Origin of the sequence: Hydrogenophaga sp. NFH-34 (assembly GCF_021401345.1) — a bacterium.
GTDB lineage: Bacteria > Pseudomonadota > Gammaproteobacteria > Burkholderiales > Burkholderiaceae_C > Hydrogenophaga > Hydrogenophaga electricum.
On record NZ_JACBGE010000002.1, the window covers coordinates 123,101 to 149,593 of the forward strand.

23 protein-coding genes and 2 tRNA genes are annotated in these 26,493 nt (G+C 67.5%); 10 read left to right on the plus strand and 15 right to left on the minus strand.

All coding sequences use genetic code 11. From position 1 onward, the window contains the following. Positions 1–3 precede the first annotated feature (3 nt). The 4 genes from L0977_RS02495 to L0977_RS02510 are packed head-to-tail and all read left to right on the plus strand — an operon-like array spanning position 4 to position 1,483. Positions 4–294 carry a hypothetical protein gene (locus L0977_RS02495; RefSeq protein ID WP_234263103.1) on the plus strand — a complete coding sequence of 97 codons (291 nt, stop codon included), beginning with the start codon at positions 4–6 and terminating at the stop codon, positions 292–294. Next, entirely contained in the window at positions 291–638 is a 348-nt protein-coding gene (locus L0977_RS02500) for a hypothetical protein (protein ID WP_234263105.1), read from the plus strand. The genes L0977_RS02495 and L0977_RS02500 overlap by 4 nt, the downstream gene beginning before the upstream one ends. Next, positions 631–1,011: a hypothetical protein gene (locus L0977_RS02505; RefSeq protein ID WP_234263106.1), complete on the plus strand. Its 381-nt coding sequence runs from the start codon at positions 631–633 to the stop codon at positions 1,009–1,011. The genes L0977_RS02500 and L0977_RS02505 overlap by 8 nt, the downstream gene beginning before the upstream one ends. Further along, the gene (locus L0977_RS02510) at positions 1,004–1,483 is read left to right on the plus strand and encodes a hypothetical protein (protein WP_234263108.1); all 480 of its coding nucleotides are present in this window, start codon (positions 1,004–1,006) and stop codon (positions 1,481–1,483) included. The genes L0977_RS02505 and L0977_RS02510 overlap by 8 nt, the downstream gene beginning before the upstream one ends. A 678-nt stretch (positions 1,484–2,161) precedes the next feature. Here L0977_RS02510 and L0977_RS02515 read toward each other — a convergent pair. From L0977_RS02515 to L0977_RS02535, 5 genes are all read right to left on the minus strand, one after another. Then, positions 2,162–2,237 (minus strand) — tRNA-His (locus L0977_RS02515). 48 nt (positions 2,238–2,285) lie between these two features. Beyond that, on the minus strand, positions 2,286–4,190 hold the full coding sequence (locus tag L0977_RS02520) for a SurA N-terminal domain-containing protein (protein ID WP_234263109.1): 1,905 nt from the start codon (positions 4,188–4,190) through the stop codon (positions 2,286–2,288). 62 nt (positions 4,191–4,252) lie between these two features. After that, a tRNA-Val gene (locus L0977_RS02525) sits at positions 4,253–4,328 on the minus strand. A 21-nt stretch (positions 4,329–4,349) separates the two neighbouring features. Further along, complete coding sequence (locus L0977_RS02530; RefSeq protein WP_284306318.1) at positions 4,350–4,661, minus strand: HU family DNA-binding protein; 312 nt, start codon at positions 4,659–4,661, stop codon at positions 4,350–4,352. A gap of 259 nt (positions 4,662–4,920) precedes the next feature. Continuing rightward, positions 4,921–6,015, minus strand: a complete 1,095-nt coding sequence (locus L0977_RS02535) for a tartrate dehydrogenase (RefSeq protein WP_234263112.1) — start codon at positions 6,013–6,015, stop codon at positions 4,921–4,923. 102 nt (positions 6,016–6,117) lie between these two features. Between L0977_RS02535 and L0977_RS02540 the strand changes: the two genes are divergently transcribed. Beyond that, a complete protein-coding gene (locus tag L0977_RS02540; protein ID WP_234263114.1) occupies positions 6,118–7,092 on the plus strand; it encodes a LysR family transcriptional regulator in 975 nt (324 codons plus the stop codon). On the opposite strand, the gene L0977_RS02545 is transcribed toward L0977_RS02540, so the two are convergent. From L0977_RS02545 to uvrC, 3 genes are read right to left on the minus strand one after another with little or no spacing between them, the layout of a single operon-like run. Beyond that, positions 7,040–7,942 (minus strand): DMT family transporter, encoded by a 903-nt coding sequence (locus L0977_RS02545; RefSeq protein ID WP_234263115.1) that lies wholly within the window; start codon positions 7,940–7,942, stop codon positions 7,040–7,042. The two genes, L0977_RS02540 and L0977_RS02545, sit on opposite strands and share 53 nt — an antisense overlap. A 13-nt stretch (positions 7,943–7,955) precedes the next feature. Next, complete coding sequence (gene pgsA / locus L0977_RS02550; protein WP_234263117.1) at positions 7,956–8,525, minus strand: CDP-diacylglycerol--glycerol-3-phosphate 3-phosphatidyltransferase; 570 nt, start codon at positions 8,523–8,525, stop codon at positions 7,956–7,958. Between the two features lie 27 nt (positions 8,526–8,552). Next, a complete protein-coding gene (gene uvrC, locus L0977_RS02555) occupies positions 8,553–10,622 on the minus strand; it encodes an excinuclease ABC subunit UvrC (RefSeq protein WP_234263119.1) in 2,070 nt (689 codons plus the stop codon). A 17-nt stretch (positions 10,623–10,639) separates the two neighbouring features. Between uvrC and earP the strand changes: the two genes are divergently transcribed. The 4 genes from earP to L0977_RS02575 all read left to right on the plus strand — a co-directional run bounded on the left by earP (position 10,640) and on the right by L0977_RS02575 (position 14,535). Beyond that, on the plus strand, positions 10,640–11,707 hold the full coding sequence (gene earP / locus L0977_RS02560) for an elongation factor P maturation arginine rhamnosyltransferase EarP (protein WP_234263120.1): 1,068 nt from the start codon (positions 10,640–10,642) through the stop codon (positions 11,705–11,707). 325 nt (positions 11,708–12,032) lie between these two features. Continuing rightward, complete coding sequence (gene efp / locus L0977_RS02565) at positions 12,033–12,587, plus strand: elongation factor P (protein WP_234263121.1); 555 nt, start codon at positions 12,033–12,035, stop codon at positions 12,585–12,587. A 137-nt stretch (positions 12,588–12,724) separates the two neighbouring features. After that, a complete protein-coding gene (locus L0977_RS02570; RefSeq protein WP_234263123.1) occupies positions 12,725–13,603 on the plus strand; it encodes an AEC family transporter in 879 nt (292 codons plus the stop codon). 44 nt (positions 13,604–13,647) lie between these two features. Further along, positions 13,648–14,535, plus strand: a complete 888-nt coding sequence (locus L0977_RS02575; RefSeq protein WP_234263124.1) for a TIGR00730 family Rossman fold protein — start codon at positions 13,648–13,650, stop codon at positions 14,533–14,535. A 60-nt stretch (positions 14,536–14,595) separates the two neighbouring features. Here the strand turns inward: L0977_RS02575 and L0977_RS02580 are convergent, their stop codons facing one another. From L0977_RS02580 to L0977_RS02590, 3 genes are read right to left on the minus strand one after another with little or no spacing between them, the layout of a single operon-like run. Continuing rightward, positions 14,596–16,002 carry an efflux transporter outer membrane subunit gene (locus tag L0977_RS02580; RefSeq protein ID WP_234263126.1) on the minus strand — a complete coding sequence of 469 codons (1,407 nt, stop codon included), beginning with the start codon at positions 16,000–16,002 and terminating at the stop codon, positions 14,596–14,598. After that, on the minus strand, positions 15,995–19,147 hold the full coding sequence (locus L0977_RS02585; protein WP_234263127.1) for an efflux RND transporter permease subunit: 3,153 nt from the start codon (positions 19,145–19,147) through the stop codon (positions 15,995–15,997). The genes L0977_RS02580 and L0977_RS02585 overlap by 8 nt, the downstream gene beginning before the upstream one ends. Positions 19,148–19,159: 12 nt before the next feature. Then, positions 19,160–20,428 carry an efflux RND transporter periplasmic adaptor subunit gene (locus tag L0977_RS02590; protein ID WP_370465187.1) on the minus strand — a complete coding sequence of 423 codons (1,269 nt, stop codon included), beginning with the start codon at positions 20,426–20,428 and terminating at the stop codon, positions 19,160–19,162. A gap of 172 nt (positions 20,429–20,600) precedes the next feature. On the opposite strand from L0977_RS02590, the gene L0977_RS02595 reads away from it, so the two are divergent. Beyond that, the gene (locus tag L0977_RS02595) at positions 20,601–21,302 is read left to right on the plus strand and encodes a TetR family transcriptional regulator (RefSeq protein WP_234263131.1); all 702 of its coding nucleotides are present in this window, start codon (positions 20,601–20,603) and stop codon (positions 21,300–21,302) included. Here the strand turns inward: L0977_RS02595 and L0977_RS02600 are convergent. The 4 genes from L0977_RS02600 to L0977_RS02615 are packed head-to-tail and all read right to left on the minus strand — an operon-like array spanning position 21,265 to position 26,471. Further along, positions 21,265–22,470: an MFS transporter gene (locus tag L0977_RS02600; protein ID WP_442786602.1), complete on the minus strand. Its 1,206-nt coding sequence runs from the start codon at positions 22,468–22,470 to the stop codon at positions 21,265–21,267. The genes L0977_RS02595 and L0977_RS02600 overlap by 38 nt on opposite strands. Further along, on the minus strand, positions 22,467–23,990 hold the full coding sequence (gene rmuC, locus L0977_RS02605; protein ID WP_234263132.1) for a DNA recombination protein RmuC: 1,524 nt from the start codon (positions 23,988–23,990) through the stop codon (positions 22,467–22,469). The genes L0977_RS02600 and rmuC overlap by 4 nt, the downstream gene beginning before the upstream one ends. A 50-nt stretch (positions 23,991–24,040) precedes the next feature. Further along, entirely contained in the window at positions 24,041–25,030 is a 990-nt protein-coding gene (locus L0977_RS02610; protein WP_234263134.1) for a 2-hydroxyacid dehydrogenase, read from the minus strand. A 16-nt stretch (positions 25,031–25,046) separates the two neighbouring features. Then, positions 25,047–26,471: a sodium:proton antiporter gene (locus L0977_RS02615; RefSeq protein ID WP_234263136.1), complete on the minus strand. Its 1,425-nt coding sequence runs from the start codon at positions 26,469–26,471 to the stop codon at positions 25,047–25,049. Between the last annotated feature and the right edge of the window lie 22 nt (positions 26,472–26,493).

Below are 26,493 nucleotides of genomic sequence, written 5' to 3' on the forward strand. Positions count from 1 at the left end.
GTGATGAACCAGGAAAGCAAACCCCTTGATCTGCATGAGGTGTGTCGCGAGCAGCGCGCTTGCGGCTACGACAACGACCTGCACTTGCGCAGTCGGGACGTGCAGACCATCGCTACGCGCGTGCGCGGCATCCAAGCCATCAGCGCCGTTCTTCTGGTTGATGACAGCCTGGACTGCACGCTTGGCGCGCACCTGCGCTATGGGCTGGTTGGCGCTATCCATGCGCTGGCCGCCGACATCGATGCCGATTTCGAGCAAGCCAATGAGGCCGTCATGAGGGAGCACACGAAATGAGCGCATCCGCCACATTGCAATTCTTCCGGGACAACACCAACCTGGGCTCGCTGCCGGATGCGGCCTTGGAGACGCTGGCCTTCATGTCGGACGGGGCTGAAGGCGAGATGCGCAACATCGCCGAAGTGATGCGCCGCATAGGCGGCTTGATCGTGTCCGATGCCGGGTGCCAGCAACGGGGTGAAATCCACTCTGGCAGCCTTCAGGACGGCCGGGGCGTGCCCACCCTGCTGTTCTTCCTGGCCGAAGCCATGCAGACGCAAATCGAGGCCCTGCACATCGCCGTGAATGCCGACTTCATCCTGAAAGACCGCCAACAGACAAAGGATGCCCGCCATGGCTGAGCAGAAAGAAAACCAGAACCTACCGACGTTCGCGCAGACCGTGAACCTGGCGATCTTTCAGGTCGGCAACACCCTAGCAGACCTTCGCAAGCTGGCCGAGCTTGAATACGGCATCGGCGGTGAAGTGGAGGATGTGGTCTACCTGCTTTCGACCATCATTGGTGGGATGAAGAAGAACCCGCCGAAGACGTGGAACGACTTCTGCGAACTGTGGTGCGGCATCATCGGCGTTGCGAGGGTCGCTAGCAGATACTTCCAAGTGGAAGGCGGCTACAAGTGCCTTTTGGAGCGGCTCCATCAAGAAACCGAGGGATTCCTCGATACCTTGGAGATTCTGGCGGCCAACGAGGAAAGCGAGGTTGCCCATGCGTAAGCAAGAAGCCTTCAAGACCGTGCAGTGGGCGACGGGCGCTCTGGTCGAGACTTGCCCGGAATGGGACTACATTTCCGGCAGCGAGCAGGATCTACGCGAGGCAGGGTATACCGGCGCCATGCCGAAGCGGGCTCGATTCCATGACCCGGCGTTTCCGGGGACGGACAGCCGCGACACGATCTATTGGGACGGGTTCGGGCCGTTCCGTTGGACGCGCTACCTGAGCGAGGATGAAGTGGCCGAGCGCAAGACCTGGGCCAAATTCAACGAGGTAGTTGACCCGGCCTTGACGACCACGGCGTGGTTCAGGAACGACCGGCGCTTCGCGGTGGCCCGTGCGCTGGAAATGCTGGCGGCCCGCATGGACGATGGTGCAGACAAGGCCATTGCCGAGGCGGCCATCGCCGTACTGCGCGACAAGGGTGCGTCTGCGTCCGAACTGGATGCGCTCATGGCTGCTGGGGTTCACTGACACCTTGCCGCCCACCGACAAGCCCGCTACGGCGGGCTTTTTCATGTCCGCCGCGCCGTGGTGCTGGAGCCTGGGGTAGGTATCCAAGGCACTGGTATCCACGCCGGTATCCATCCGAGCGCATGGCCGACACGGAAACCCACTGGTTTCACCTGGGTTTGCGCTGGGTTGCCCGTGGGCTTCCACCGACAGTCACTCGCTGGGCGCGTGAACCACGCGACAGTGACGCGTCAGGCACGCATGACGCCACCGTCCAAGGGGGTGCGGTGCCCCTCAGATTCTCAGCGGGTGACCTGCACGCATCTGCGCGCATGTGCTGTGCGACTGCTACGCGTGTGCTGGCAGCAATGCTGAGGTAACGCGCCGGGCGTTACCTGGGCGTTACCGGTGCCGTGATGTGTCCGCGTTCTGTCCGCATCGGATGCGGGCAGAACGCGGACGGGGGACGGCGGATAGGCGGAAAGCCTGCGGACAGGGGATGGCCCGAAGTCGCCGAGGTAGCCCATCTGTCGCTGTCGCAGATGGGGCTGTTCCTGAGGCCCATGAAGACCGACGAACCGTAGGTTTTGGGCGGCGCGCCAAGTGGCGGATTTGCCCAAGTTGCCTACAGATTGCCTACAAGGCTCACCCAGAAACGACAAAGCCCGGTACAGGACCGGGCTAAGTGCTTGATTCATCTGGGGTGGCTGATGGGACTCGAACCCACGACGACAGGAATCACAATCCTGGACTCTACCAACTGAGCTACAGCCACCGCAAGCCCAAGATTATAGCCTGAACCCGAGGCGTTTCCAGAACTTCATCAGGGTCTTTTCGGTTCCGGCACCAGGATACGCACCTTGAAGCGATCCTTGAGGGTCTCGTAGTAGGCCTGCGCCTCGGCGGTGGTCCACCATTGCGCGTACTGCTGGCGCTCCTGCGTGCGGCGTGCGGCCTCCGCTTCGGAACGGGGCAGCAGCTTCTCGACCTTGACGATGGCGTAGCCCTGCGCGCCCAGATCCACCCCCGCCCAGGCGGGCAAGGTGGTCGCCGGCGCACTCAGGGCCGCCCGCAGCACCGCAGCCGACACCCCCTGTGGCTGGTCGCGCGACACGGTCACCGCCGCCGGCAGACCCGAGGCATCGCCACCGGCCTTGAGGGCTTCCAGACGCTGGGCACCGGCTTCGCGGGCCAGCTGTGCCGAGCGCTGCGCCACCAGTTGGGCGCGCACCTGCTCGCGCACCTCGGCCAGAGGCTTGGTATGGGCCGCCTCGTGGCGGGTCACCCGCGCCGAGGTCAATTGCCCGCTGCCCGTTTCCAGCGCCTCGGTGTTCTGCTTCTTCTCCAGCGAATCGGGCGCAAACAGGGCCGCCAGCAAGCGCTGGTTGCCCAGCACGCCCGCGTCGGGCCGCGGCTCGCGGGTCACACCCTGGGCGGTCTGCACCGTCAGCTTCAGACGTTCGGCCGCCGGCTGTAGGCTGTCGGCCTGTTCGTAGACGAGGTTGCTGAAGGTTTCGGCCGCTTCGCTGAACTGCTTCTGGGCCTGCTGCTTCTTCAGATCACCTTCGAGCTGGGCACGCATCTCCGCAAAGCTGCGAACCTTGGGTGCGCGAATGTCGGTGAGTTCGATGATGTGGAAACCGAATTCGCTTTCCACCAGATCGGAGATACCCCCTTTGGCCAGCGCGAACGCGGCGTCCTCAAAGGGCTTGACCATAGCGTTGCGCCCGAAGAAGCCCAGGTCACCGCCTTGCGCCGCCGAACCGGGGTCCTGCGAGTGGGCCTTGGCCAGTTCGGCAAACTTGGCCGGGTCCTTGCGCACCTGGTCCAGCAATTCCTGCGCCTTCTGCCGCACTGCGGCCTTTTGTTCGGCCGAAGCGCCGGCTGGCACCGTCAGCAGGATGTGGCTGGCGCGGCGCTCTTCACCGCCGGAGAGCGCCACCGCGTTCTGGTCGTAATACGCGCGCAGGTCGGCTTCGTTGAGCGTGACTTCCTTGGCCAGGGCAGCGGCATCGAGCACGAGGTACTCGACATCGACCTGCTCCGGGGCCTGGAACAGCGCCTGGTTGCTGTTGTAGAAAGCCTCGATCTCGGCCTCCGTGGGCTGCACGCGGGCGGCAAAGTCCTTGGCCGCGAGCATCTGCACGCGAATTTCGCGGCGCTGGAAGAACGGCTCCAGCGCCTGTGCCGCCACGGCCGGCGTCACCAGGACCGATGCCGTGACGCCGCCCAGCACCTGCTGGCGCGAAAGGTCGGCGCGCACGCGGGCCTCGAACATTTCGGGCGACAGGCCCTGGCGGGCCAGCAACTCGCGATAGGCCTCGACGTCGAGCGTGCCATCGGGCTTGCGCAGCGTGGCAATCGCCTGGTTGCGCTGCAGTTCCGCCGCCAGGCGCGCGTCGGTGGTGTAGAGGTGGTCCTTTTCCGCAGCGACGGCCAGCACGCGGTCCCGCACCAAGCGGTCCAGCGTGGCGTAGCGGGCTTCGTCGCTGTCGAGCAGGCGTGCATCCAGGCCGGGCATGGACTCGCGCAGGCGCTGGGCCTCGACCTGGTGGGCCTGGTCCCATTCGGCCTTGGTGATGTCGTGCCCATCCACCGAGGCCACGGGTTCGCTGCGCTCATTGAAACGTGTGTACCCCTCGATGCCGAACAGCACGAACGAGGGAATGATCAGGATCATCAAGAAGCCCATGAGGTACTTCTTGTGGTTGCGGATGGAATCGAACATGCCTGGCTATCCTGAAATCGGCGAACAACAAAAAAGGCGAACCCGGGTTCGCCTTTTGGGGGTGGTGGGTGCTGACGGGGTCGAACCGCCGACCTACGCCTTGTAAGGGCGCCGCTCTACCGACTGAGCTAAGCACCCCACCTGAAATTCCCGGTGCCGTCAGTTCAGCGCGTCCTTGAGCGCCTTGCCAGGACGGAACTTGGGCACCTTGGCGGCCTTGATTTTAATCTCAGCGCCCGTGCGGGGATTGCGGCCCTTGCGCGCGGGACGCTTGGTCACGGCAAACGAACCAAAGCCCACCAGCGACACGGTACCACCCTTCTTCAGCGTGGTACGGATGGCCGCAATGGTCGAGTCCAGGGCGCGGGTCGCCGCAGCCTTGGAGATGTCGGCATTCTTGGCGATGTGTTCGACGAGTTCTGTTTTGTTCACGAAAAGCCCCTCTTGAAGTGTTGGAAGGAAATCGTTGATCCGAGCAGTGCCCGATGGGCAATACAAAGGCCGCAACAGAGGCGGCCTGCTACGCGCACATCACGCCGGACGCCAATGAGGCACGGGTGACGCGATGCCATGGGATTAGACCCACGCGCTTGCCAGACTGTCAATACGCAACGGCCACGCCGTCTGCCTGCCCGCGCGAAAGGCGGCATTCTAGACGCTCGGATGCACCAGAATGCGCAGCAGCCGTGAATTTTTGCCAGCGTTCCCGCCGCCCTTGCGCGGCGCGCGCTCAGCCTGCAAGTGCTTGGGCAATCGCCTGCCCGACGTCGCGCGTGCCGGCCGTGCCACCCAGGTCGCGGGTGCGTGGCGCGCCGCTGTCGGGTTGCAGCACGGCCTCGATCGCGCCGAGCACCGCATCGTGCGCGGCCCGGTAGCCCAGGAAATCCAGCATCATCGCGCCGCACCAGATCTGGCCAATCGGGTTGGCGATGCCCTGCCCCGCAATGTCGGGGGCCGACCCGTGCACCGGCTCGAACAGCGAAGGGTGTTCGCGCGTGGGATTGAGGTTGGCGCTGGGCGCAATGCCGATGGTGCCGGTGCATGCCGGGCCCAGGTCGGAAAGGATGTCGCCGAACAGATTGCTGGCCACCACCACATCGAAGAAGTCCGGGCGCTGCACGAAGTGGGCCGTGAGGATGTCGATGTGGAACTTGTCCACCTTCACATCGGGATACGATTTCGCCATTTCCGCCACACGCTCGTCCCAGTAGGGCATGGTGATCGCAATGCCATTGCTCTTGGTCGCACTGGTCAGGTGCTTCTTGGGGCGCGACTGTGCCAGGTCGAACGCGAACTTGAGCACGCGGTCCACCCCATGGCGGGACATCACCGTCTCCTGCATCACGATCTCGCGCGGCGTGCCTTCAAACATGCGCCCGCCGATGCTGGAGTATTCGCCTTCGGTGTTCTCGCGCACGATCATCATGTCGATCTCACCCGGCAGGCGCGGGCTGCCGTCGCGCCGCACCACGGGCGCGGTCACGCCGGGCATCAGGCGTGCCGGACGCAGGTTGATGTACTGATCGAACTCGCGGCGGAACAGCAGCAGCGATCCCCACAGCGACACGTGGTCGGCGATCTTCTCCGGCCAGCCCACGGCGCCGAAGTAGATGGCCTCGTGACCGCCGATCTGGTCCTTCCAGTTGTCGGGCAGCATCTTGCCGTGCTTCTCGCAGTAGTCCCAGCTCGAAAAATCGAAATGGTCGAACTGCAGGTCGATGCCGAACTTCGACGCGGCGACCTCCATCACGCGCAGGCCTTCGGGCATGACTTCCTTGCCGATGCCGTCCCCGGCGATGACAGCGATGCGATGGGTTTTGCTCATGGTGTCTCCTGAAAAATGGCCTCGGACCGGATGGTGGATGCGCAAGCATAAGCCGGCCCAAGGCAATAATCCGGAAACCCATTGATTCCTACAGAGCAAGAATTGGAACGCTCCGATCTCGAACTGGTCTGCGCCATCCGTGCCCAGGGCAGCCTCGCCGGCGCCGCCCGCGTGCTGCAGGTGGCCCCACCCGCTGTGAGCAAACGCCTGGCCGCGCTGGAAGCGCAGCTCGGGCTGCGCCTGTTTCTGCGCACCACGCGGCGCGTGAGCCCCACGGCCGAAGGCGAAGCCCTGTGTGAACAGGCCACGCGGCTGCTGGGCGCCTTCCAGGCCGTGGAGGAATCCCTGCGCGAGCAACGGCGCGAACCGGCAGGCAGCATCCGCCTGGCCGCCACCTTCGGGTTCGGCCGACACTGGCTCGGGCCCGCCCTCGCCGAGTTCCAGAGCCGCCACCCCGCCGTGACGGTGCAGTTGCACCTGACCGAACAGTTGCCCGATCTGGCCGTCGAGGGCTATGACGGTGCCATCTGGCTCTGGAACGCGCCCCAGCGGCGCGCAGGCGAATGGACGGCACGGCGCCTGGCACGCAACCAGCGCGTGCTGGTGGCAGCGCCGCACTACCTGCAATCGCGCGGCGCACCCGCGCAGCCCGAGGACCTGGCCCGGCACGACTGTCTGGCCGTGCGCGAAAACGTCCATCCCAGCAACCCACGCTTCGACGAATGGCGGCTGGTCCACGACAGCAGCGGCCGCCAGGCCAGCGTCGCCGTGCAAGGGCCGTTGAGCAGCAATTCTGGAGAGATGGTGCGCGACTGGTGCCTGGCCGGGCACGGCATCATGCTGCGCAGCCTGTGGGACGTGGCCCCCCGGCTCGCGGCCGGCGGTCTGGTGCAGGTGCTGCCCGCATGGTCCATGCCCGATGCCGATGTCCACTGGCTGGCGCCCTACCGGCCGCAGACGCCGCGCCGCATCCGGCTACTGGTGGACTTTCTGGCGCAGCGCTTCGAGGCCGAGCCCTGGAAGCTCAGCCCACCGGCTTCGGCACGCGCACCACGAGGCTCACGCCGAACGCCGTGAGCGCGATGCCGCCCACCGTCACCACCGTGATGGGTTCGCCGAACAGCAGCCACGCGATCAGCGCCGTGCACGGGGGCACGAGGTACATCAGGCTGGCGACCGAGGCCGCCGCACCGCGCTGGATCAGCAGGTACAGCAGCGAACTGCCACCCAGGGTCAGCCCGAGCACCGACCAGGCCATGGCGCCCGCCAGCTCGGCATTCCATTGCATGGGCTCGGCTTCCAGCAGCGCCAGCGGCAGCGTCACCAGCAGCGCCGCCGCCAATTGCACCGTGTTGGCGGTGCGCACGTCGCACGGTTTCACGAAACGTTTCTGGTAGAGCGTGCCCGCGGTGATGGCCAGCAAGGCCAGCAAGGCAAAAGACAGGTTCAGCCAGTTGGCCTGGTCGCCCGGCCCGCCCGAACCGAATTTGCGCGACACCACCAGCACCAAGCCGGCAAAACCCAGCAGCAGACCGGTCCACTGCCGGCGCGACACCGCCTGCCCACCCACGCTGGACAGCCACACTGCGGTCAGCACCGGCTGGATGCCGACGACCAAGGCCGATAAACCGGAGCCCATGCCGGCCTTGACCGCCGCCCACACGCCGCCCAGGTAGGCCGCGTGCATCAGCACCCCGGTGACCGCCAGGTGCAGGGTCTGGCGCCGATCGCCAGGCCAGCGCACACCGGCCCACCAGATCCAGGGCAGAAAACACAGGATGGACAGGGCATAACGCACCGCCAGAAACTTCATGGGCGGTGCATAGGGCATGCCGTAACGCGCCACGATGAAGCCCGTGCTCCAGATCAGCACGAACACCCAGGGCATGGCCTGGAGCCACCGGGTGTCGGTTGCGCGTTCGCTCATGAATGCCCGCGACTCATCGGGCCTTGGCGCGGATTTCCGGCAAGGCCTTGCGCAGGTAATAGACCATCGACCAGACCGTCAGCACGGCCGAGGCCCAGATCAGCCAGGTGCCCCAGACGCGTGTGTCGACCACACCGAGCAGCACGCCGTTGAACAGCAGGAAGGGGATCGCCACCATCTGCACCGTGGTCTTGAGCTTGCCGATCATGTGCACCGCCACGCTCTTGGTGGCACCGATGATGGCCATCCATTCGCGAAGCGCCGAGATGGCGATCTCGCGGCCGATGATGATCAGCGCCACGAACACGTTGGCGCGGTCCAGGTGCACCAGCACCAGCAGACTGGCACAGACCAGGAACTTGTCGGCCACGGGATCGAGGAAGGCGCCGAATGCCGAGGTCTGGTTCAGCTTGCGGGCCAGGTAACCATCGGCCCAGTCGGTCAGTGCAAACACCACGAACAGCACCGTCGCCAGCAGGTTCTGCTGCGCGGCGTTCAGACCTTCCCAGTAAAAGACGCCGATGATGAGCGGGATCGCAACGATGCGCGCCCAGGTCAGCAAGGTGGGAAGGTTGAAGAACATGGTGCGTGATTATGCGGGAGCCCGCCCTTAGCGCAGCGCACGGTAGATGGCATCGGCCAGTTCGGCCGAAATGCCGTCCACGGTCGCCAAATCCTCCACGCTGGCGGCCGCCACCCCACGCACGCCGCCGAAGCGTTGCAACAGACGGGCTCGCTTCTTGGGCCCCACGCCCGGAATGTCTTCGAGCTTGCTGCCACCGGTGCGCACCTTGGCACGTTGCGCGCGCATGCCGGTGATGGCGAAGCGGTGCGCCTCGTCGCGGATCTGCGCCACCAGCATCAGCGCGGCCGAATCGTGGCCCAGGTAGACCTTGGGCCGGCCGTCGGCGAACACCAGTTCTTCCAGCCCGACCTTGCGGCCTTCGCCCTTTTCCACACCGACGATCAGCGCGAGGTCCAGGCCCAGTTGCTGGAACACCTCGCGCGCCATCGACACCTGGCCTTTGCCCCCGTCGACCAGCACCAGGTCGGGCATGCGCGGTCCCTTGGGCGGCTCGGCCGATTCGGCGGCTGCCACGCCCCCCGGATCGGGCGCGTCGTCGCTGCGCTCCGGCGCCTCCGCCAGGGCCTCGCCCTGCTCGGCGCGCAAGGCCTCGGCGATCCTGCCGTAACGCCGCAGCAGCACCTGGCGCATGGCGGCGTAGTCGTCGCCCGGCGTGATGCCGTCGATGTTGTAGCGGCGGTACTGGCTGTTCTGCATCTTGTGTGCCTCGAACACCACGCACGAGGCCTGGGTCGACTCGCCCGCCGTGTGCGAGATGTCGAAACACTCGATGCGCAGCTCGTCGAGGTTGTCGTCCGGCAGGCCCAGCGCTTCGGCCAGCGCACGGGTGCGCGCCTGCTGCGACCCCTCTTCGGCCAGCAACCGTGCCAGCGCGATCTCGGCGTTCTTCTGCGCCATGTCGAGCCAGGCGCGGCGGTGCTCGCGCGGCTGGTGCACCGCGTGCACGCGGGCGCCGTTCTGCTCGGTCAGGGCCTCCATCAGGGCCTTGCTGACGGCGTGGCTGGTCACCAGTGTGTGCGGCAGCGCGGTGCCCAGGTAATGCTGGGCGATAAAGGCCTCGAGCACGCGCACGTGCACGCGCTCCAGCGGGTCCGCACAGGCCACCGGCGACGCGCCACCTTCCGTGCCCAGGCCCTCGTCGATCTGGGTGGCATCGTCAACGTGCGCGGGAAAGTAGGGCCGGTCGCCCAGGTGGCGGCCACCGCGCACCATGGCCAGGTTCACGCAAGCCTTGCCGCCGAGCACGCGCACGGCCAGGATGTCCACGTCGCGGTCGCTGGCGCTTTCCATGGCCTGCTGGTGCAGCACCCTGGACAGCGCGCTCATCTGGTTGCGGATTTCGGCCGCCTGCTCGAATTCGAGCCGGTCGGCGTGCGCCATCATGCGCATTTCCAGCTCGTCCAGCACCTGCTGGGTCTCGCCACGCAGGAAGCGCTCGGCCGCCGCCACGTCGCGCCCGTAGTCTTCCGAATCGACCAGGTCGACGCAGGGGCCGCTGCAGCGCTTGATCTGGTAGAGCAGACAGGGCCGCGTGCGGTTGGTGAACACCGTGTCCTCGCAGGTGCGCAGGCGAAACACTTTCTGCAGCAGCGTGATCGACTCCTTGACCGCCCAGGCGCTCGGGTACGGCCCGTAGTAGCTGTGGCGCCGGTCCACCACGCCCCGGTAATAGGCCATGCGCGGGAACGCCAGGGACGGCACGGGCAAGGCACCGGCGGTGCGGTAGGTTTCGCGCGTGCCGGTGATCTTCAGGTAGGGGTAGCTCTTGTCGTCGCGAAACAGGATGTTGAACTTGGGGTTCAACGTCTTGATCAGGTTGTTTTCCAGCAGCAGCGCCTCGGCTTCGGAGCGCACCACCGTGGTCTCCATGCGCACGATGCGGCTGACCATGTGGCCGATGCGCGTGCCATCGTGGTTCTTCTGGAAATAGCTGCTGACGCGCTTCTTCAGGTTGCGCGCCTTGCCCACGTAGAGCACCTGGCCCTGGGCGTCGAAATAGCGGTAGACGCCGGGCAAGGGCGGCAGTGCGGTCACCTGGGCCAGCAACGCCTGGCTGTGCGCGGGTTTGTCGGCGTCGGACGGGGCATCGGTCATGGGCGCTATTGTGGACAATGCGCGCCATGCCTTCGCTGCTCTGGGACGTTTTCTGCACCGTGGTCGACAACCACGGCGACATCGGCGTGGGCTGGCGCTTCTCGCAGGGGCTGGCCGCTCGTGGCCAACGCGTCCGTCTGTGGGTGGACGACGCCTCGGCGCTCGCGTGGATGGCGCCCGAGGGCGACCCGGACGTGCAGGTGCGGCCCTGGCAAGGCATGCCGCCAACCGGGCTGGCCCCCGGCGATGTGCTCGTCGAAACCTTCGGCTGCGACATCCCACCGGACTGGGTGCTGGCCGTGGCCCCGCGGCCCGGCCCCTGGATCAACCTGGAATACCTGAGCGCCGAAAGCTACGTGGCGCGCATGCACCGCCTGCCTTCACCCGTGCTCAACGGTCCCCTGGCCGGCCGCACCAAACACTTCTTCTACCCCGGCTTCACGCCGGACACGGGCGGCCTGCTGCGCGAAACCGACCTGGCGGCACGCCAGGTCCGCTTCGACCGCAGCGCCTGGCTGCATCGGCACGCCGACGGCTGGCAGGGCGAACCCGTGCACAACCTGTTCTGCTACGAACCTGCCGGCCTGCCCGCCTGGCTGGACAGGCTGCGCGCACCCGACCAGCCCCCCGCCCACGTGCTGGTGGCCCCGGGTCGCGCCGCCGCCGCGGTGCGCCAGCACCTGGGCCCGGCCACACAGCACGGCCCGTTGCGCCTGACCTGGCGCCCCCCTTGCAGCCAGGCCGAATTCGACGAAGGCCTCTGGGCCAGCGACACCAACTGGGTGCGGGGTGAAGACTCGCTGGTGCGCGCCCTGTGGGCCGGCCGGCCGCTGGTCTGGCACATCTACCCGCAACACGACGGCGCCCACCACGCCAAGCTGGCGGCCTTCCTGGACTGGCTGGACGCCCCGCCCGACCTGCGTTCGGTGCACCGCTGCTGGAACGCCGACACGCCGCAAGACATGCCCGCTCACGATCCGATGGACTGGGTAGCCACACTGGCCCGCGCCCGGGAACGGCTGCTCGCGCAACCCGATCTGGTGTCGCAACTGCTGGATTTCGTGGCGGCCACCGCGCCCCACTGACCCCGCCGGCGTGGCTCAGCCGGCGCGCCCCTCGCTCAGCGCCGGTGCCACACGCAGGAACGCTTCCCGCAACACCGCGACCGCCGGCAACTCGGGCCCCGGCCCCCGGTGCGTGAGCATCACCCCGTGCTCATCGGGAATGCCAACGCGATGCGGATCTGGCGCAACGCGGCCAGCATCGAAGGGCTGGACAGGCGGGGCGCCATCGGGATTGGTTAAAATCGCAGGTTTTGCAAAGGGCCACGGCCCGCTTTGCCGCCGGAAGTTCCGCATGGGGTGGGACCCCTGCCCCGCGGCTGGAACCCTACCTACTCCCAGATTCACCATGAAAATCGCCCAAGAAATCCGCGCCGGCAACGTCATCATGCACGGCAAGGACCCGATGATCGTCCTGCGCACCGAATACGCCCGCGGCGGCCGCGGCGCGGCCACCGTCCGCATGAAGCTCAAGGGCCTGCTGGGCAACATCGGCACCGAAGTCGTGTTCAAGGCCGACGACAAGATGGACCAGATCATCCTGGACCACAAGGAGTGCACCTACTCCTACTTCGCCGACCCGATGTACGTGTTCATGGACACCGAGTACAACCAGTACGAGGTGGAAGCCGAGAACATGGGCGATGCCCTGAACTACCTGGAAGACGGCATGGCCGTGGAAGTGGTGTTCTACGACGGCAAGGCCATTTCGGTCGAACTGCCCACCAGTGTCGAGCGCGTGATCACCTGGACCGAACCCGCCGTCAAGGGCGACACCTCGGGCAAGGTGCTCAAGCCCGCCAAGATCGCCACCGGTTTCGAAGTCGCCGTGCCGCTGTTCGTGGCCCAGGACGACAAGATCGAAATCGACACCCGCACCGGCGAATACCGCAAGCGCGTCTGAACACCGTGCTTGCACGCGCCGGCGCTGCGCGGATCGCCGCTCCCCGACAGGACGGACGGCCTCCAGCGCGCCCCGGCGGGAGGCCGTTGGCGACCTCCCACCCAGGCTCCTGACGGAGCCTTTTTTTCGCCCCCACCATGGAACTGCTGTCCCGCATCGCCGACGTGATCGTCCCGGTCTTCCTGATCGTGGCGATCGGCTACGCCTACGGGCGCCGGCACGCGCCGGACCTCGGCGCCTTCAACCGCATCGCGCTGGATGTGCTGGCGCCCCTGCTGGTGTATGCCGCCCTGGCCGACCGCGACTTCCAGCTTTCTGCCCATGTGCCCCTGCTCATCGGCGGCACCGTGTTGATCCTGGGCAGCGGCCTGCTGGCCTGGCCCCTGGCGCGCCGCTTCGGCGCCGAACCGCGCACCCTGGTGCCGGTGATCATGTTCAACAACTGCGGCAACATGGGCCTGCCATTGGCCCTGCTGGCCTTCGGCACCGCGAACTTCGGGGCCGCCGTCGCCCTGTTCGCGGTCAGCAACCTGCTGCATTTTTCTGTCGGGGCACGCATCACCAGCCGCGTGGCACGCACCCGCGACCTGCTCACCAGCCCCTTGATGATCGGTACCGCGCTGGGTTTCGCCAGCGCGCTGACCGACCTGCGCCCTCCCGCCCCGGCGCTGGCCGGCATGAAGCTGCTGGGCGACGCCCTGCTGCCCATGATGCTCTTTGCTCTGGGAACGCGCCTGACATCGCTCACCCGCAGCGGGCTTGCACAGGGCCTGCTCGGCGCCCTGGCCCGCCCGCTGATCGGACTCGCGCTGGGCATTCCGCTGGCCTGGGCCCTCGGCCTGGAAGGTGCGGCGCGGGGCCAGTTGCTGCTGTTTGCTGCCCTGCCACCCGCGGTGGTGCAGTACATGCTGGCCGAACGTTATGGCCAGGAGCCCGACAAGGTGGGCGCCATGATCATGCTGGGCAATGCCCTGTCCGTGGTCTTTGTCCCGCTGGCCCTCGCGCTCGGGCTCTGAGCGCCATCCTCCCGTTTCAAGACACCGCTGAAAGGACCCTCTCGATGCAACCCACCCAGCACCTGAGCGAACAGCGCCTGGCCGACGCCTGGGCCGAGCTGCAGGCCCAGTCCAACAACGGCACCGCCCTGACCGCCGACGCCTACCGCCTGGCCTTCGCCGACCCCGAGTTCATGCTCCGGCGGGAAACCCGGGGCATCCGCATCCAGCTGGAAATGCTCAAACCCGATCTGGCGCAGGCCAGCATGGGCGTTCAGCACACCGTCGTGGTGTTCGGCAGCGCCCGCATCCGCGAACCCGCGGTGGCCGCCGAACAGCTCGCCGCCGCCGAGGCCGGGGGCGATGCACGCACCATCGCCAAGGCACGCGCCCTGATGCGCAACGCCCACTACTACGACGAAGCCCGTGAATTCGCGCGCATCGTCGCCCGCTACAGTCGGCACTGCCCGCGCGAGGAGCAGATGTTCGTCTGCACCGGCGGCGGGCCCGGCATCATGGAAGCCGCCAACCGGGGCGCCCACGACGAAGGGGCCCTGAATGTGGGCCTCAACATCACACTGCCGCACGAGCAGTCGGGCAACGTCTACGTCACACCCGACCTGGGCTTCAAGTTCCACTACTTCGCGATGCGCAAGATGCACTTCATGATGCGCGCCAAGGCCCTGGTGGCGTTCCCCGGCGGTTTCGGCACGCTGGACGAGCTGTTCGAGGTCATCACGCTCGTGCAGTGCCAGAAAGCCAAGCCGGTCCCCATCGTGCTGTTCGGCAGCGACTACTGGCGCCGGCTGCTCAACCTCGATCTGCTGGTGGAAGAAGGCACGATCTCGCCGGAAGACGTGAACCTGGTCAAGTACGTGGACGACCCGCAGACGGCCTGGGAACACATCCTGGCGTTCTACAACCTGCCGGACGTGCCGTCGCGCTGCGGATAAACAGGGTGGCCCGCCGGCGGCGGGCCACCGGGACGCGGCAGACGCCGCGCCAGGGATGCTTCAGTAGCCGCCGCCCAGGGCCTTGTACAGCGTGACCTGGTTCAGGCGCTGCGCCAGCGCGGTCTGCACCTGCGCCTGCCGGGCCGTGAACAGCGAACGCTGGGCATCGAGCACGTCGAGGTAGCTGGCCACGCCGTTGCGGTAACGCAGCTCGGCCAGACGCATGCGGTCGGACTCGGCACGCACGAGGTCTTCCTGCGCCTTGAGCTGTTCGCCCAGGGTGGCCCGGCCGGCCAGCGCGTCGGCCACTTCGCGGAACGCGGTCTGGATGCTCTTCTCGTACTGGGCCACGGCGCCGTCGCGTGCGGCGCGGGCCGCGCCGAGCGAGGCCTGGTTGCGGCCGAGATCAAAGATCGGCAGCAGCGCCTGCGGTGCCAGCGTGAAACCCCAGGAGCCGTCCTTGAACAGCCCCGACAGCTCGGTGCTGGCCGAACCCAGCGACGAGGTCAGCGAGATGCGCGGAAAGAAAGCCGCACGGGCCGCGCCGATGTTGGCATTGGCCGCACGCAATTGCTGCTCGGCCTGGCGGATGTCCGGACGGCGCTCCAGCAGGTCCGAAGGCAGGCCTTCGGGCACATCGGGAAGGGCAACGGTTTGGGCCGAAGGCACCTGCGGCAGCCATTCGGCCGGCACCGCCTGCCCCACCAGCAAAGCCAGCGCATTGCGGTCCTGTTCGCGCTGGCGCTGCTGCTGGGCCAGCGTGGCCCGCGCGGTGGCCGCCAGCGACTCGGCCTGCCGCAGGTCCAGCGCGGACGAAGCGCCGTTCTCGAACCGCAGGCGCGTCAGGCGCAGCGATTCGTCGCGCGTGACCTGGGTGTCGCGCGTCAGCGCCAGCAGTTCCTCGTCGGCCTGCAGCGTCAGCCAGGTGCTCGTCACGGCCGCCACCAGGCTGGTCTGCGCCGCATGCAAGGCTTCTTCGCTGGCCAGGAAGTTGGCCAGCGCCGCTTCGCGCAGGCTGCCGAGGCGGCCGAAGAAATCGATCTCCCAGGCGCTCACCAACAGGCCGGCGGTGTAGGTGCTGCTGATGTTGCCGCCTTCGGTGGCCACACGCTCGCCCGTCACGCCCATGTTCAGCGTGGGCGCCACGTTGGCGCGGGCGATCTGGTGCTGGGCACGGACCTGTTCGACATTGGCCATTGCCACGCGCAGGTCGCGGTTGTTGGCCAATGCCAGCCGGACCACTTCGCGCAGGCGCTCGTCGGCCACAAAATCGCTCCAGGCCGGCAGGGCGGCGGCAGCAGCGGCCTGTGCGGCCGGCGCACCACTGAACGTGGCGGGCACGGGCGCCTCGGGGCGCTGGTACTCGGGCGTGAGCGAACAGGCGGACAGCGCGGCCAGGGTCAGGGCACCGAGCGCCCAGCGGCCGGAGCGGGAGAAACGGGTCAGGGGGGTAGCAAGGTCACTCATCGCTCTTGGCTCCGATGTGCGAATGTTCGGCCGCAAACTGTTGCTGGCGGGCGCTGCCCTTGAACAGCGAACGCACGACCACAAAGAAGATCGGCACGAAGATCACCGCCAGCGCGGTGCCGGTGATCATGCCGCCGATCACGCCGGTACCGATGGCCCGCTGGCTGGCGGAACCGGCCCCGGAGGCGATGGCCAGCGGCAGCACGCCGAGCGTGAAGGCCATGGAGGTCATGACGATGGGACGGAAGCGCAGGTGCGCCGCCGCCAGCGCGGCTTCGATCACGCTCTTGCCCTGGGCCTGCAGGTCCTTGGCAAATTCGATGATCAGGATGGCGTTCTTCGCCGACAGGCCGATGATGGTGATCAGCCCCACTTGGAAGTACACGTCGTTGGCATAGTTGCGAAGCAGCGTGGCCAGCAGCACGCCGAGCACACCCAGCGGCACCACCAGAATCACCGAGAACGGAATCGACCAGCTTTCGTACAGCGCTGCCAGGCAGAGGAACACCGCCAGGATGGCAAACGCGTAGACGATGAGCGCCTGCGAACCCGCCAGCTTTTCTTCGCGCGACTGGCCGGTCCATTCGAAACCGAAGCCCTGCGGCAGTTGCGCCGCCAGCTTTTCCATTTCGGCCATGGCGTCACCGGTGCTGAAGCCGGGCGCCGCGCCACCGCTGATGCGCATGGACGGGTAGCCGTTGTAGCGCACGGTCTGCATCGGGCCGGTGACCCAGTGGGTGCTGGCGAAGGCCGACAGCGGCACCGCCTGCCCCTTGCTGTTGAGCACGTTCAGGCGCAGCAGGTCTTCCGGCTGCATGCGGGCGGCCGCGTCGGCCTGCACCACCACCCGTTGCAGGCGGCCGGCGTTCGGGAAGTCGTTCACGTAGCTGGAACCCAGCGCGGTGCCGATCGCGGTGCTGATGGACGCGAAGTCCACCCCTTGCGCGTTGGCCTTGTCGCGGTCGATGTCGAGCTGCAGCTGCGGCGCGTCTTCCAGGCCGTCCGGACGCACCTGGGTCAGCACCTTGCTCTGCGATGCCATGCCCAGCAACTGGTTGCGCGCGGCGACCAGCGCTTCGTGCCCACGACCGGCGCGGTCCTGCAGGCGGAACGTGAAGCCCGACGACGCCCCGAGCTCGGGGATCGGTGGCGGGCTCAGCGGAAAGATGAACGCATCGCGGATGCCCGACAGCGCGCCGAAGGCACGGCCGGCCAGCGCCTGCGCCGAGCTGCCCGGCCCGGTGCGTTCGGTCCAGTCCTTGAGGGTCACGAACGCCAGCGCGGCGTTCTGCCCCTGCCCGGAGAAGCTGAAGCCCAGCACGCTCACCATGCTCTCCACTTCGGGTTGCTGCAACACGAAGCCTTCCACCTGCTTCATCACCTCCAGCGTGCGCTCGCGGGTGGCCCCCGGCGGCAGTTGCACGTTCACGAGCATGTTGCCCTGGTCTTCGTTCGGCAGGAACGATGTGGGCAGGCGGTTGTAGACCACGGCGGCGGCGGCCACGATGGCGACATAGATCACCAGCGTGCGGCCGGCGCGCGGCAACAGCGCCGCCACGCCCTTTTCGTAGCGCTTGGCGGTGCGGGAGAAGCCCCGGTTGAACCAGCCGAAGAAACCCTTCTTCTCGTGATGGTGCCCCGCCTCCACCGGTTTGAGCAGCGTGGCGCACAGCGCCGGCGTGAGCGACAGCGCCATGAAGGCCGAGAAGGCGATCGACATGCCCATCACCGCAGCGAACTGGCGGTAGATGTTGCCGACAGCGCCACTGAAGAAAGCCAGCGGCACGAACACCGAGATCAGCACCACGGTCACGCCGATGATGGCGCCCGAAATCTGGCTCATGGCTTTGCGCGTGGCCTGCAGCGGCGGCAAGCCCTCTTCGCTCATGATGCGCTCGACGTTCTCCACCACCACGATGGCGTCGTCCACCACGATACCGATCACCAGCACCATGCCGAACATGGTCAGCACGTTGATCGAGAAGCCCAATGCCAGCAGGCCCGCAAAGGTGCCCAGCAGTGCCACCGGCACCACGATGGTCGGGATCACGGTGTAGCGCCAGTTCTGCAGGAACAGGAACATCACCAGGAACACCAGTGCCACGGCTTCCAGCAGCGTTTCGGCCACCTGCTGGATGGAGATCTTCACGAAGCGCGAGCTGTCGTAGGGGATGGCCCACTGCATGCCTTCGGGGAAGTAGCGCTCCAGTTCGGTCATCTTGGCGCGCACCGCCTCGGCGGTGGCCATGGCGTTGCCACTGGGCGCCAGTTGCACACCGATACCGGTGGAAGGCTGGCCGTTGAGACGGGCTTCCGTGGCGTAGGCCTGGGCGCCCAGTTCGATGCGTGCCACGTCCTTGAGGCGCACGGTCGAGCCGTCGCTGCCGGCCCGCAGCACGATGTCGCCGAACTGCTCCACGGTGCTGAACTGGCCGTTGACGACCACGGTGGCGGCGATGCTCTGGCCGGCCACGTTGGGCAGGGCCCCGATTTCGCCAGCCGACACCTGCACGTTCTGCGCGCGGATGGCGGCGGTCACATCGGCCGCGCTGAGGTTCAGGCCCAGCAGCTTGGCCGGGTCGATCCAGACCCGCATGGCGCGCTCGGTACCGAACAGCTGGGCCTGACCCACGCCAGGGATGCGCTGGATTTCCGGCACGATGTTGCGAGCGGCATAGTCGCCCAGCGCCACCGGGTCCCACTTGGGGTCATCGCTCGACAGGATGGTGAACAGCAGGAAGTTGCTGCGCGACTTGTCCACGCGCACGCCTTGCTGCGTCACCGCAGCGGGCAGGCGTGGCGTGGCCCGCGACAGCCGGTTCTGCACATCCACCTGCGCCAGATCGGCGTTGGTGCCGGCCTCGAAACTCAGCGTGATGCTGCCGGAGCCGTCGGCCTGCGCCACCGACTCCATGTAGATCAGGCCGGGCGAGCCGTTCATCTCGCGCTCGATGACCGACAGCACGCTGTCTTCGAGCGTCTGGGCCGACGCGCCGGGATAGGCGGCCGAAACCACGATGGCGGGCGGCGCCACCGGTGGGTACTGGGCGATCGGCAGCTGCGTGATGGACACGGCCCCGAGCACCATGATGAACAGGGCGATCACCCACGCAAAGATGGGGCGGTCGATGAAAAACTTCGCCATGTCGGGCGCTCCTTATTCGCTCTTGGCCGGGGCCTGACCACCGGCCGGTGCCGCGGCGGCAGCACCTTGCGGCGCCCAGGGAACGGCCTTGACCGGCGTCCCCGGGGGCATCATCTGCAGCTTCTGGAAGCCGTCGACCATCACCTGCTCGCCGGTCTTGAGCCCATCCAGAACCACCCACTGGCCGTTCTGCTGGCCACCGATGCGCACAACACGCCGTTCGATCTTGCCTTCGGCCGACACCACCTGCACCGTGTCGCCCTGGGCCGATCGCGTGACAGCCTGCTGCGGCAGCAGCACGGCGTCACCGGCCTTGGCCTGCTCCAGGCGCACGCGCACATACAGGCCCGGCAGCAGCACGCCCTTGGGATTGGGCACTTCGGCGCGCAGCGTCACCTGGCCGGTGGTGCTGTCCACCGTGAGGTCGGAAAACAGCAAGCGACCGACCTGCCCGTATTCGGTGCCGTCTTCCAGCACCACACGCACCGCCGCGGCGTCCTGGCCAGCCGACTTGAGCTGGCCCGCCTCCATGGCGCGGCGCAGACGCAGGGCCTCGGTGGCCGACTGCGTGAAGTTCACATACAGCGGGTTGACCTGCTGAACCACCGCCAGCGCCGTCGCCTCGCCCTGCCCGACCAGCGCGCCCTCGGTCACCAGCGCGCGGCCGATGCGCCCGGAAATCGGCGACGTCACGTTGGCATAACCCAGGTTGATGCTGGCGGTCTGCACCGCCGCCTTGCCGGCCGCCACATCGGCCTCGGCCACCTTCTGCGCTGCCAGCGCGTTGGCGTATTCCTGCTGGCTGATGGCGTTTTCGGCCACCAGCGGCTTGTAACGGTCCGCCAGCGCCGTGGCCTGCACCAGGCTGGCTTCGGCCTTGGCCAGACTGGCCCTGGCACTGGCCAGTGCGGCTTCGTAAGGCGCCGCATCGATGCGGAACAGCACTTGGCCGGCCTTGACGTCGCTGCCTTCCTGGAAACTGCGTTGCTGCAGGATGCCCGCCGCCCGGGCGCGCACCTGGGCGACACGCGAGGCTTCCAGCCGCCCCGGCAATTCGGTCAGCAATCCCACATCACCCGGCGCCACCGTCACCACACCGACTTCAGGCGCCGGCATGCCCCCACCGGCCGCCGCCTGGGGCGCCTCCGACGGGCTGCAGGCGGCCAGCGCAGCAACCAGCGGCAACAGGAACAAGGGCCCCAGCGGGCTCCGGGAAACAGGCCGGCGACGCGGGTTCTGGCCGGCAACAAGGCAGCTTTGGGGACGTTGAGCGCTGGGCATGGCGATCCTTCGGGATGACGAGGGCGGAAAAAAACCACCAGCACGGGCTCTGCCCCGGCAATAACCGAGGACCCGGGTCTGGCAAAGCGGCGGAGTATACATACGTTCTTGAATGTATGTATATTCTGGGGAAATTCGACGACACGCTGATGACCGATGCAGGAGGTATGCCATGGTCCGACGAACCAAGGCGGATGCCGAAGCCACCCGGCACCGGCTGCTTGATGCGGCCGAGACGCTATTCCAGCACAAAGGGGTTTCCAACACGTCGCTCAACGATATTGCGGTGGCCGCAGGCACCACGCGGGGGGCGATCTATTGGCATTTCAAGGACAAGGCCGACCTGTTCAACGCCATGATGGAGCGGGTTTCGCTGCCGCTGGAGGAAGCCCTGGCCTGCCTGGGGGCCAGCGCCGACCGCGTGGACGACCCGGTGCGGGCGCTGCGCCTCATGATGCGGACGGCCCTGCGCCGCGTGGCGACCGATGAACAGACCCGCCGGGTGTTCGAGGTGGCGACCCACCAGGTGGAATACACCACCGAAATGTCCGCCGTCCGCGAACGGCACCTGCGGGTGCGCAACGATTGCATGCAGCAGTCCGAACAGGCGCTGGCCGCTGCTGCGGCCCGACAGCGCGTGCACCTGGCCATGCCCGTGTCCACAGCGGCCCTGGGCATGCATGTGATGATCGACGGCCTGATCCAGAACTGGCTGCTGCAGTCCGAGGCCTTCGACCTGGTGAACACTGGCACCCGCGTGCTCGACACCTATCTGCGGGGTCTGGGCTTCCGCCTGCCGGACCACGAAACGCTGGCGGACGACGACGACGCTGCGATCAACGCGGCCCCGCGGTGCCCGACCCAGCGCCCCTGACCCGTTCGGGGTCGGCCGCCGGCCGGGGCAGTCGCCAGGCCAGCGGCGCGCCCACCCCAACCAGCCCCCCCACACTCCAGAACACCGCCCCCACCCCCACCAGGGCCCCGGCAGACCCGAACAGCAACGGCATGACCACGCTGGACGCGTTGATCGCCATCGAACGCAGGCCCAGCGCTTCGCCATGCCGGTGCCGGGGCGTGATCTGGTGCAGGGTGCTCATCACCATCGGCTGCACCGAGCCCAGCGCCAGCCCAAGCAACACCGACAGGGCGGCCATGGTCCAGGCCGACGGCGCCAGGGGATACACCGCGAACAGCGCCGCCGTCGCCACCATGGCCACGGTGATCACCTGGGCCTCGTGCAGGCGCGCCGCGATCCAGGGCATGAGCAGGCGGATGGCGGTGGCAGCGAGTGCAAAGCCGCCCAGAATGCTGCCGATCACCGTGGCCGACAGCCCCCGCTCGTGGCCGATCACCGGCACCAGAAAGGTGTGCACATCCCAGCAGGACGACAGCAGCCAGTTGACCAGCATGAGATCGCGGAACCCCCGCTCGCGCAGCAGCGTCCACGACGACGAGCGCGCGGCCCCGGCCGGGCGCGGGCTGGCCGGCAGCTCGGCGACCGGCCTCACCCACCACAGCGCGAGCGGCGGCAACAGGGCCAGCAGCAGATAGGCGGCGCGAAACCCGGCCGCATCGATCAGCAGACCGGCCACGAACGGGCCCAGGAAGTTCGACACCGACGGCCCGAGCGCCAACCAGCTGAACACCTGGCGCAGCTCGGCCGGGCTGCTGGCCAGCGCGCCCACATGGCGCTGCAGAGCGATCACGGCCAGACCCGCCGCGGCGCCACTGGTGAGCGCGGTCAGGCACAGCACCCCGAACACCGGCCAGGCCACGGCCAAAGCCCCCCCGGCAACGGCCACCACCACGGCCACCCGCAGCGGTCGCTTGAGTCCGTGGCGGTCAGCGTAGCGCCCGGCCGGCAGCGACAGCACCACCTGCGCCAGCGAAAACAGCGCCAGCAGCACGCCCACCGCGATGGCGCTGTGCCCCTCGCGCAAGGCCATGAGCGGCGCGGCCATGCGAAAGCCGGTCATGCACCCGTGCACACAGACCTGCGACCCGATCAGGCGCACCAGCGACGGCAGCAGCGAGCGGCTCAAGCGTCACTCTGCGGGTCGGCCTGCTCGGGCGGCAGCAGTGCCTGCGCGCGGTCCTGCGGCAGCGCTTCGACCGACTTGAGCGCCCGCCCCATGGCACGGCTGCGCACCTCGGCCGCATCCAGGCTGTTGAGCACCGTCTGGGTCTGGTTCTTCACCTTCGCCAAGACATCGCCAAACTTGCCGAATTCGGTCTTGACCGCGCCCAGCACCTGCCAGACCTCGCTGCTGCGCTTTTCCAGCGCCAGCGTGCGAAAGCCCATCTGCAGCGAATTGAGCATGGCCATCAGCGTGGTCGGCCCGGCCAGCGTGACGCGGTGGTCGCGCTGCAGGGCCTCCATCAGGCCGGGCCGGCGCAGCACCTCGGCATAGAGGCCTTCGGTCGGCAGAAACAGGATGGCGAAGTCGGTGGTGTGCGGCGGCTCCAGGTATTTGTCGGCGATCGACCGCGCCTCCAGCCGGATGCGCTGCTCCAGGGCGCGCGCCGCGATCTCGGCGGCTTCGGCGTCGGCGCGCTGCTGGGCATCGAGCAGGCGCTCGTAGTCCTCGTTAGGAAACTTGGCGTCGATCGGCAGCCAGCAGGGCGCGCCGTCGTCACCGCGTCCGGGCAACCGGATGGCGAAGTCGACCACGTTGCGGCTGTTCGGCCGCGTTGCCACCTGGGCGGCATACTGTTCGGGCGCAAACACCTGTTCCAGCAAAGCCGCGAGCTGGGTCTCGCCGAACATGCCGCGCGTCTTCACGTTGGTGAGCAGGTGCTTGAGATCGCCCACCCCTTGCGCCAGGGTCTGCATTTCCCCCAACCCCCGGTGCACCTGTTCCAGCCGGTCGGCCACCTGTTTGAAGCTCTCGCCCAGACGGGCCTCCAGCGTGGCGTGCAGCTTTTCGTCCACCGTGGCGCGCATCTCTTCGAGCTTGCCGGCGTTGCTCTGCTGCAGCTGGGCCAGTTGCTGTTCCAGCGTGGCGCGCACCTCGGCCAGGCGGCGTGCGTTGGCCTCGCTCAGGTCCTGCAACTGGCGCGTGAGCGTGTCGCCCAGCGTGCCACGCAGTTGCACCAGTTGCTGCGCAAAAGCGTCGATCTGCGCGTTCTGTGTGCGCGTCGCCTCGGCCGCCTGCTGCGTGATGCCCAGGCTGATCGCCTGCAACTGCTGCGTCAGGGTGTCCCCCAGCGTGCCACGCAACTGCAGCAGTTGCTGGGCAAAGGCGTCGAGTTGCGCGTTCTGGGTGCGGGTGGCTTCCGCCCCCTGGCGCGATAGGGTTTCCTGGAAGGTGGCCAGGGTTTGCTGCACCTCCTGGCGGCCACCGCGCGCGTTCTCGCCGATCTCGCGCCGCAACTCGCTTTCAACACGCTCGATGCGCTGCGTGCTCTGCTGGCCCAGGCTCTGCAACTGCGAAAGCAGCTGCTGCTGACGCGCGAGCGCCTGGTCGTCCACCGGCGGCTTGCGGAGCCACAGCGCCACCCCGATCAACCCGTTGACCAGCAGCAACGCCAGCACCACCCACAGCCACCACATCTCGTTCATGGGGCGAGATTATCGGCGCCTGCCGCCACCCGCGCAGCGGGTGGGGCAACTCAGTGCCGGCCGATGACCTGCGGGTTCAGCGGGGTCAGCGCCCGCCCTTCGGTCAGGTAGGCGATGAGGTTGTCGGCCGCCAGGGTGGCCATGGCCAGGCGCGTGGGCCGCGTGGCGCTGGCGATGTGGGGCGTGAGCACCACGTTGGGCACGGTCAGCAGCGCGGGATTGACGGCCGGCTCGCCCTCGAACACGTCAAGCCCCGCCGCGGCCAGGCGCTGCTCGCGCAACGCCGCCACCAGCGCATCCTCGTCGACGATGCCGCCCCGCGCGATGTTGATGAGCGTGGCCGTGGGTTTCATGCGGGCGAGTTCGGCCGCGCCCACGGTGTGGTGCGCCGCCGGGGTGTAGGGCAGCACCAGCACGAGGTGATCGGCCTGGGCGAACAGCGTGTCGCGGTCCACATAGCGGGCGCCGACGCGGGCCTCCTGCTCGGGCGAGAGGGGCGAGCGGTTGTGGTAGATCACCGGCATGCCGAAACCGAGCGCGCCACGGCGCGCGATGGCCTGGCCGATGCGGCCCATGCCCAGAATGCCCAGGGTGCTGCCATGCACCTCGGCCCCGGCGAACAGGTCCAGCGACCACTGCTTCCACCGCCCGGCGCGCAGGTAGTGCTCGCTCTCGGTGACACGGCGGGCGGTGGCCATGAGCAGCGCGAAACCGAAATCGGCCGTGGTTTCGGTCAGCACGTCGGGCGCGTTGGTGCCCAGCACGCCGGCGCTGGTCATCGCTTCGAGATCGAAGTTGTTGTGGCCGACGGCCAGATTGGCCACCACCTTCAACTGCGGGCACGCCGCCAACAGCGCGCCGTCGATGCGTTCGCTGCCGGTGGTGAGCACGCCCACCTTGCCCTGCAGGCGTTCGCGCAGTTCGGCCGGCGACCAGGCCACGCCGTCGGGCGTGGTTTCCACCTCGAAGTGCAGCCGCAGCTTGTCGATCACCTCGGGGAAGACGGCCCGGGCCACGAGGATGGCGGGACGCGCGCTCATGCCAGTTGCCCCCGCATCACAGGAAGAACACCCAGGTCATCACCGCGAACAGCGGCAGCAGGATGGCGCCCGACCAGAGCATGTAGCCAAAGAAGCTGGGCATCTTGACGCCCCGGTCTTCGGCGATGGCCTTGACCATCAGGTTGGGCGCGTTGCCGATGTAGGAGTTGGCCCCCATGAACACCGCGCCGGCCGAGATGGCGGCCAGCGTGGGTGCCAGCGTGGTCATCAGCACCTGCGGGTCGCCACCGGCGGTGTTGAAGAACACCAGGTAGGTCGGCGCGTTGTCCAGGAACGAACTCAGGATGCCGGTGGCCCAGAAATAGGCCGCCGGATTGGGCGACCCGTCCGGGTTGGTCACCGCCTTCACGATGGCGCCGAAGGGCCCTTCCACCCCGGCCTTGAGCATGGCAATCACGGGAATGATGGTCAGGAAAATACCGGCGAACAGCTTGGCCACTTCCTGCATCGGTGCCCAGTTGAACTGGTTGTCCGCGTGCACGCTGCCTGGCGTGACCTGCAGCGAGACCACGGTCACAACGAGCAGGCCGATATCGCGCAGCAGGCCCGGCAGACCGACGTGGGTACCGGCGATGTCGAACACCACGTCGGACTTCCAGAGGCCGCTCATCAGCACCAGCCCCACCACGCAGCCGAGCAGCACGAAATTGATGCGACCATCGAAGCCGAACTTTTCGTCTGCTGGCGTGGGATCGACCGGCCGGATTTCTTCGCGGCGGTGGAAGTACCACCAGTCCATGGCGTAGAAGATCGCCAGCAGTGCACCGACCAGCAGCGCGGTGTCGGGCAGGATGTGGATGAAGGTCCACGAGAAATCCACCCCCTTGAGGAAGCCCAGGAACAGCGGGGGATCGCCCAGCGGCGTGAGCGAACCGCCGGCGTTGCTGACGATGAAGATGAAGAACACCACCACATGCACCACGTGCTTGCGGTTGTCGTTGGCACGGATCAGCGGGCGGATCAGCAGCATCGACGCACCGGTCGTGCCCATGAAGCTCGCCAGCACGGCACCGATGGCCAGGATGGCTGTGTTCAGCCCCGGACTGCCACGCAGATTGCCCCGGATGTAGATGCCTCCGGCCACGGTGAACAGCGCGGTGAGCAGGATGATGAAGGGGATGTACTCGGCCAACAGCGCGTGCACGATGCCCGCCCCGGCCACACCCGGGCCGAACACGATGGCGAAAGGCAGCAGGAACGCCAGCGCCCAGGCCGCCGAAATCTTGCCGAAGTGGTGGTGCCAGAACATCGGCGCCAGCAGCGGGAACAGGGCGATGGACAGCAGAATGCCGGCAAACGGCACGCCCCACATCACCGACAGCTGGCTGCCGTCCAGGTCGGCGGCGCGGGCCAGCGCCGGCGCCAGCAGGCCCAGGATGGGCAGGACCGCGCGCGGGGCGCGGGAAAACAGGGAGGTCATGAACGTGTCTCCAGAAGCGGGC

Coding starts and splice junctions, on each gene's coding strand:
- L0977_RS02505 (WP_234263106.1), top strand. CDS start 631: ATGGCTGAGCAGAAAGAAAACCAGAACCTACCGACGTTCGCGCAGACC.
- L0977_RS02495 (WP_234263103.1), top strand. CDS start 4: ATGAACCAGGAAAGCAAACCCCTTGATCTGCATGAGGTGTGTCGCGAG.
- uvrC (WP_234263119.1), bottom strand. CDS start 10,622: ATGACCGATGCCCCGTCCGACGCCGACAAACCCGCGCACAGCCAGGCG.
- L0977_RS02590 (WP_370465187.1), bottom strand. CDS start 20,428: ATGCCCAGCGCTCAACGTCCCCAAAGCTGCCTTGTTGCCGGCCAGAAC.
- L0977_RS02615 (WP_234263136.1), bottom strand. CDS start 26,471: ATGACCTCCCTGTTTTCCCGCGCCCCGCGCGCGGTCCTGCCCATCCTG.
- L0977_RS02520 (WP_234263109.1), bottom strand. CDS start 4,190: ATGTTCGATTCCATCCGCAACCACAAGAAGTACCTCATGGGCTTCTTG.
- rmuC (WP_234263132.1), bottom strand. CDS start 23,990: ATGAACGAGATGTGGTGGCTGTGGGTGGTGCTGGCGTTGCTGCTGGTC.
- L0977_RS02610 (WP_234263134.1), bottom strand. CDS start 25,030: ATGAGCGCGCGTCCCGCCATCCTCGTGGCCCGGGCCGTCTTCCCCGAG.
- pgsA (WP_234263117.1), bottom strand. CDS start 8,525: ATGTTCTTCAACCTTCCCACCTTGCTGACCTGGGCGCGCATCGTTGCG.
- L0977_RS02510 (WP_234263108.1), top strand. CDS start 1,004: ATGCGTAAGCAAGAAGCCTTCAAGACCGTGCAGTGGGCGACGGGCGCT.
- L0977_RS02580 (WP_234263126.1), bottom strand. CDS start 16,002: ATGAGTGACCTTGCTACCCCCCTGACCCGTTTCTCCCGCTCCGGCCGC.
- earP (WP_234263120.1), top strand. CDS start 10,640: ATGCGCGCCATGCCTTCGCTGCTCTGGGACGTTTTCTGCACCGTGGTC.
- L0977_RS02575 (WP_234263124.1), top strand. CDS start 13,648: ATGCAACCCACCCAGCACCTGAGCGAACAGCGCCTGGCCGACGCCTGG.
- L0977_RS02500 (WP_234263105.1), top strand. CDS start 291: ATGAGCGCATCCGCCACATTGCAATTCTTCCGGGACAACACCAACCTG.
- L0977_RS02585 (WP_234263127.1), bottom strand. CDS start 19,147: ATGGCGAAGTTTTTCATCGACCGCCCCATCTTTGCGTGGGTGATCGCC.
- L0977_RS02535 (WP_234263112.1), bottom strand. CDS start 6,015: ATGAGCAAAACCCATCGCATCGCTGTCATCGCCGGGGACGGCATCGGC.
- efp (WP_234263121.1), top strand. CDS start 12,033: ATGAAAATCGCCCAAGAAATCCGCGCCGGCAACGTCATCATGCACGGC.
- L0977_RS02570 (WP_234263123.1), top strand. CDS start 12,725: ATGGAACTGCTGTCCCGCATCGCCGACGTGATCGTCCCGGTCTTCCTG.
- L0977_RS02545 (WP_234263115.1), bottom strand. CDS start 7,942: ATGAGCGAACGCGCAACCGACACCCGGTGGCTCCAGGCCATGCCCTGG.
- L0977_RS02595 (WP_234263131.1), top strand. CDS start 20,601: ATGGTCCGACGAACCAAGGCGGATGCCGAAGCCACCCGGCACCGGCTG.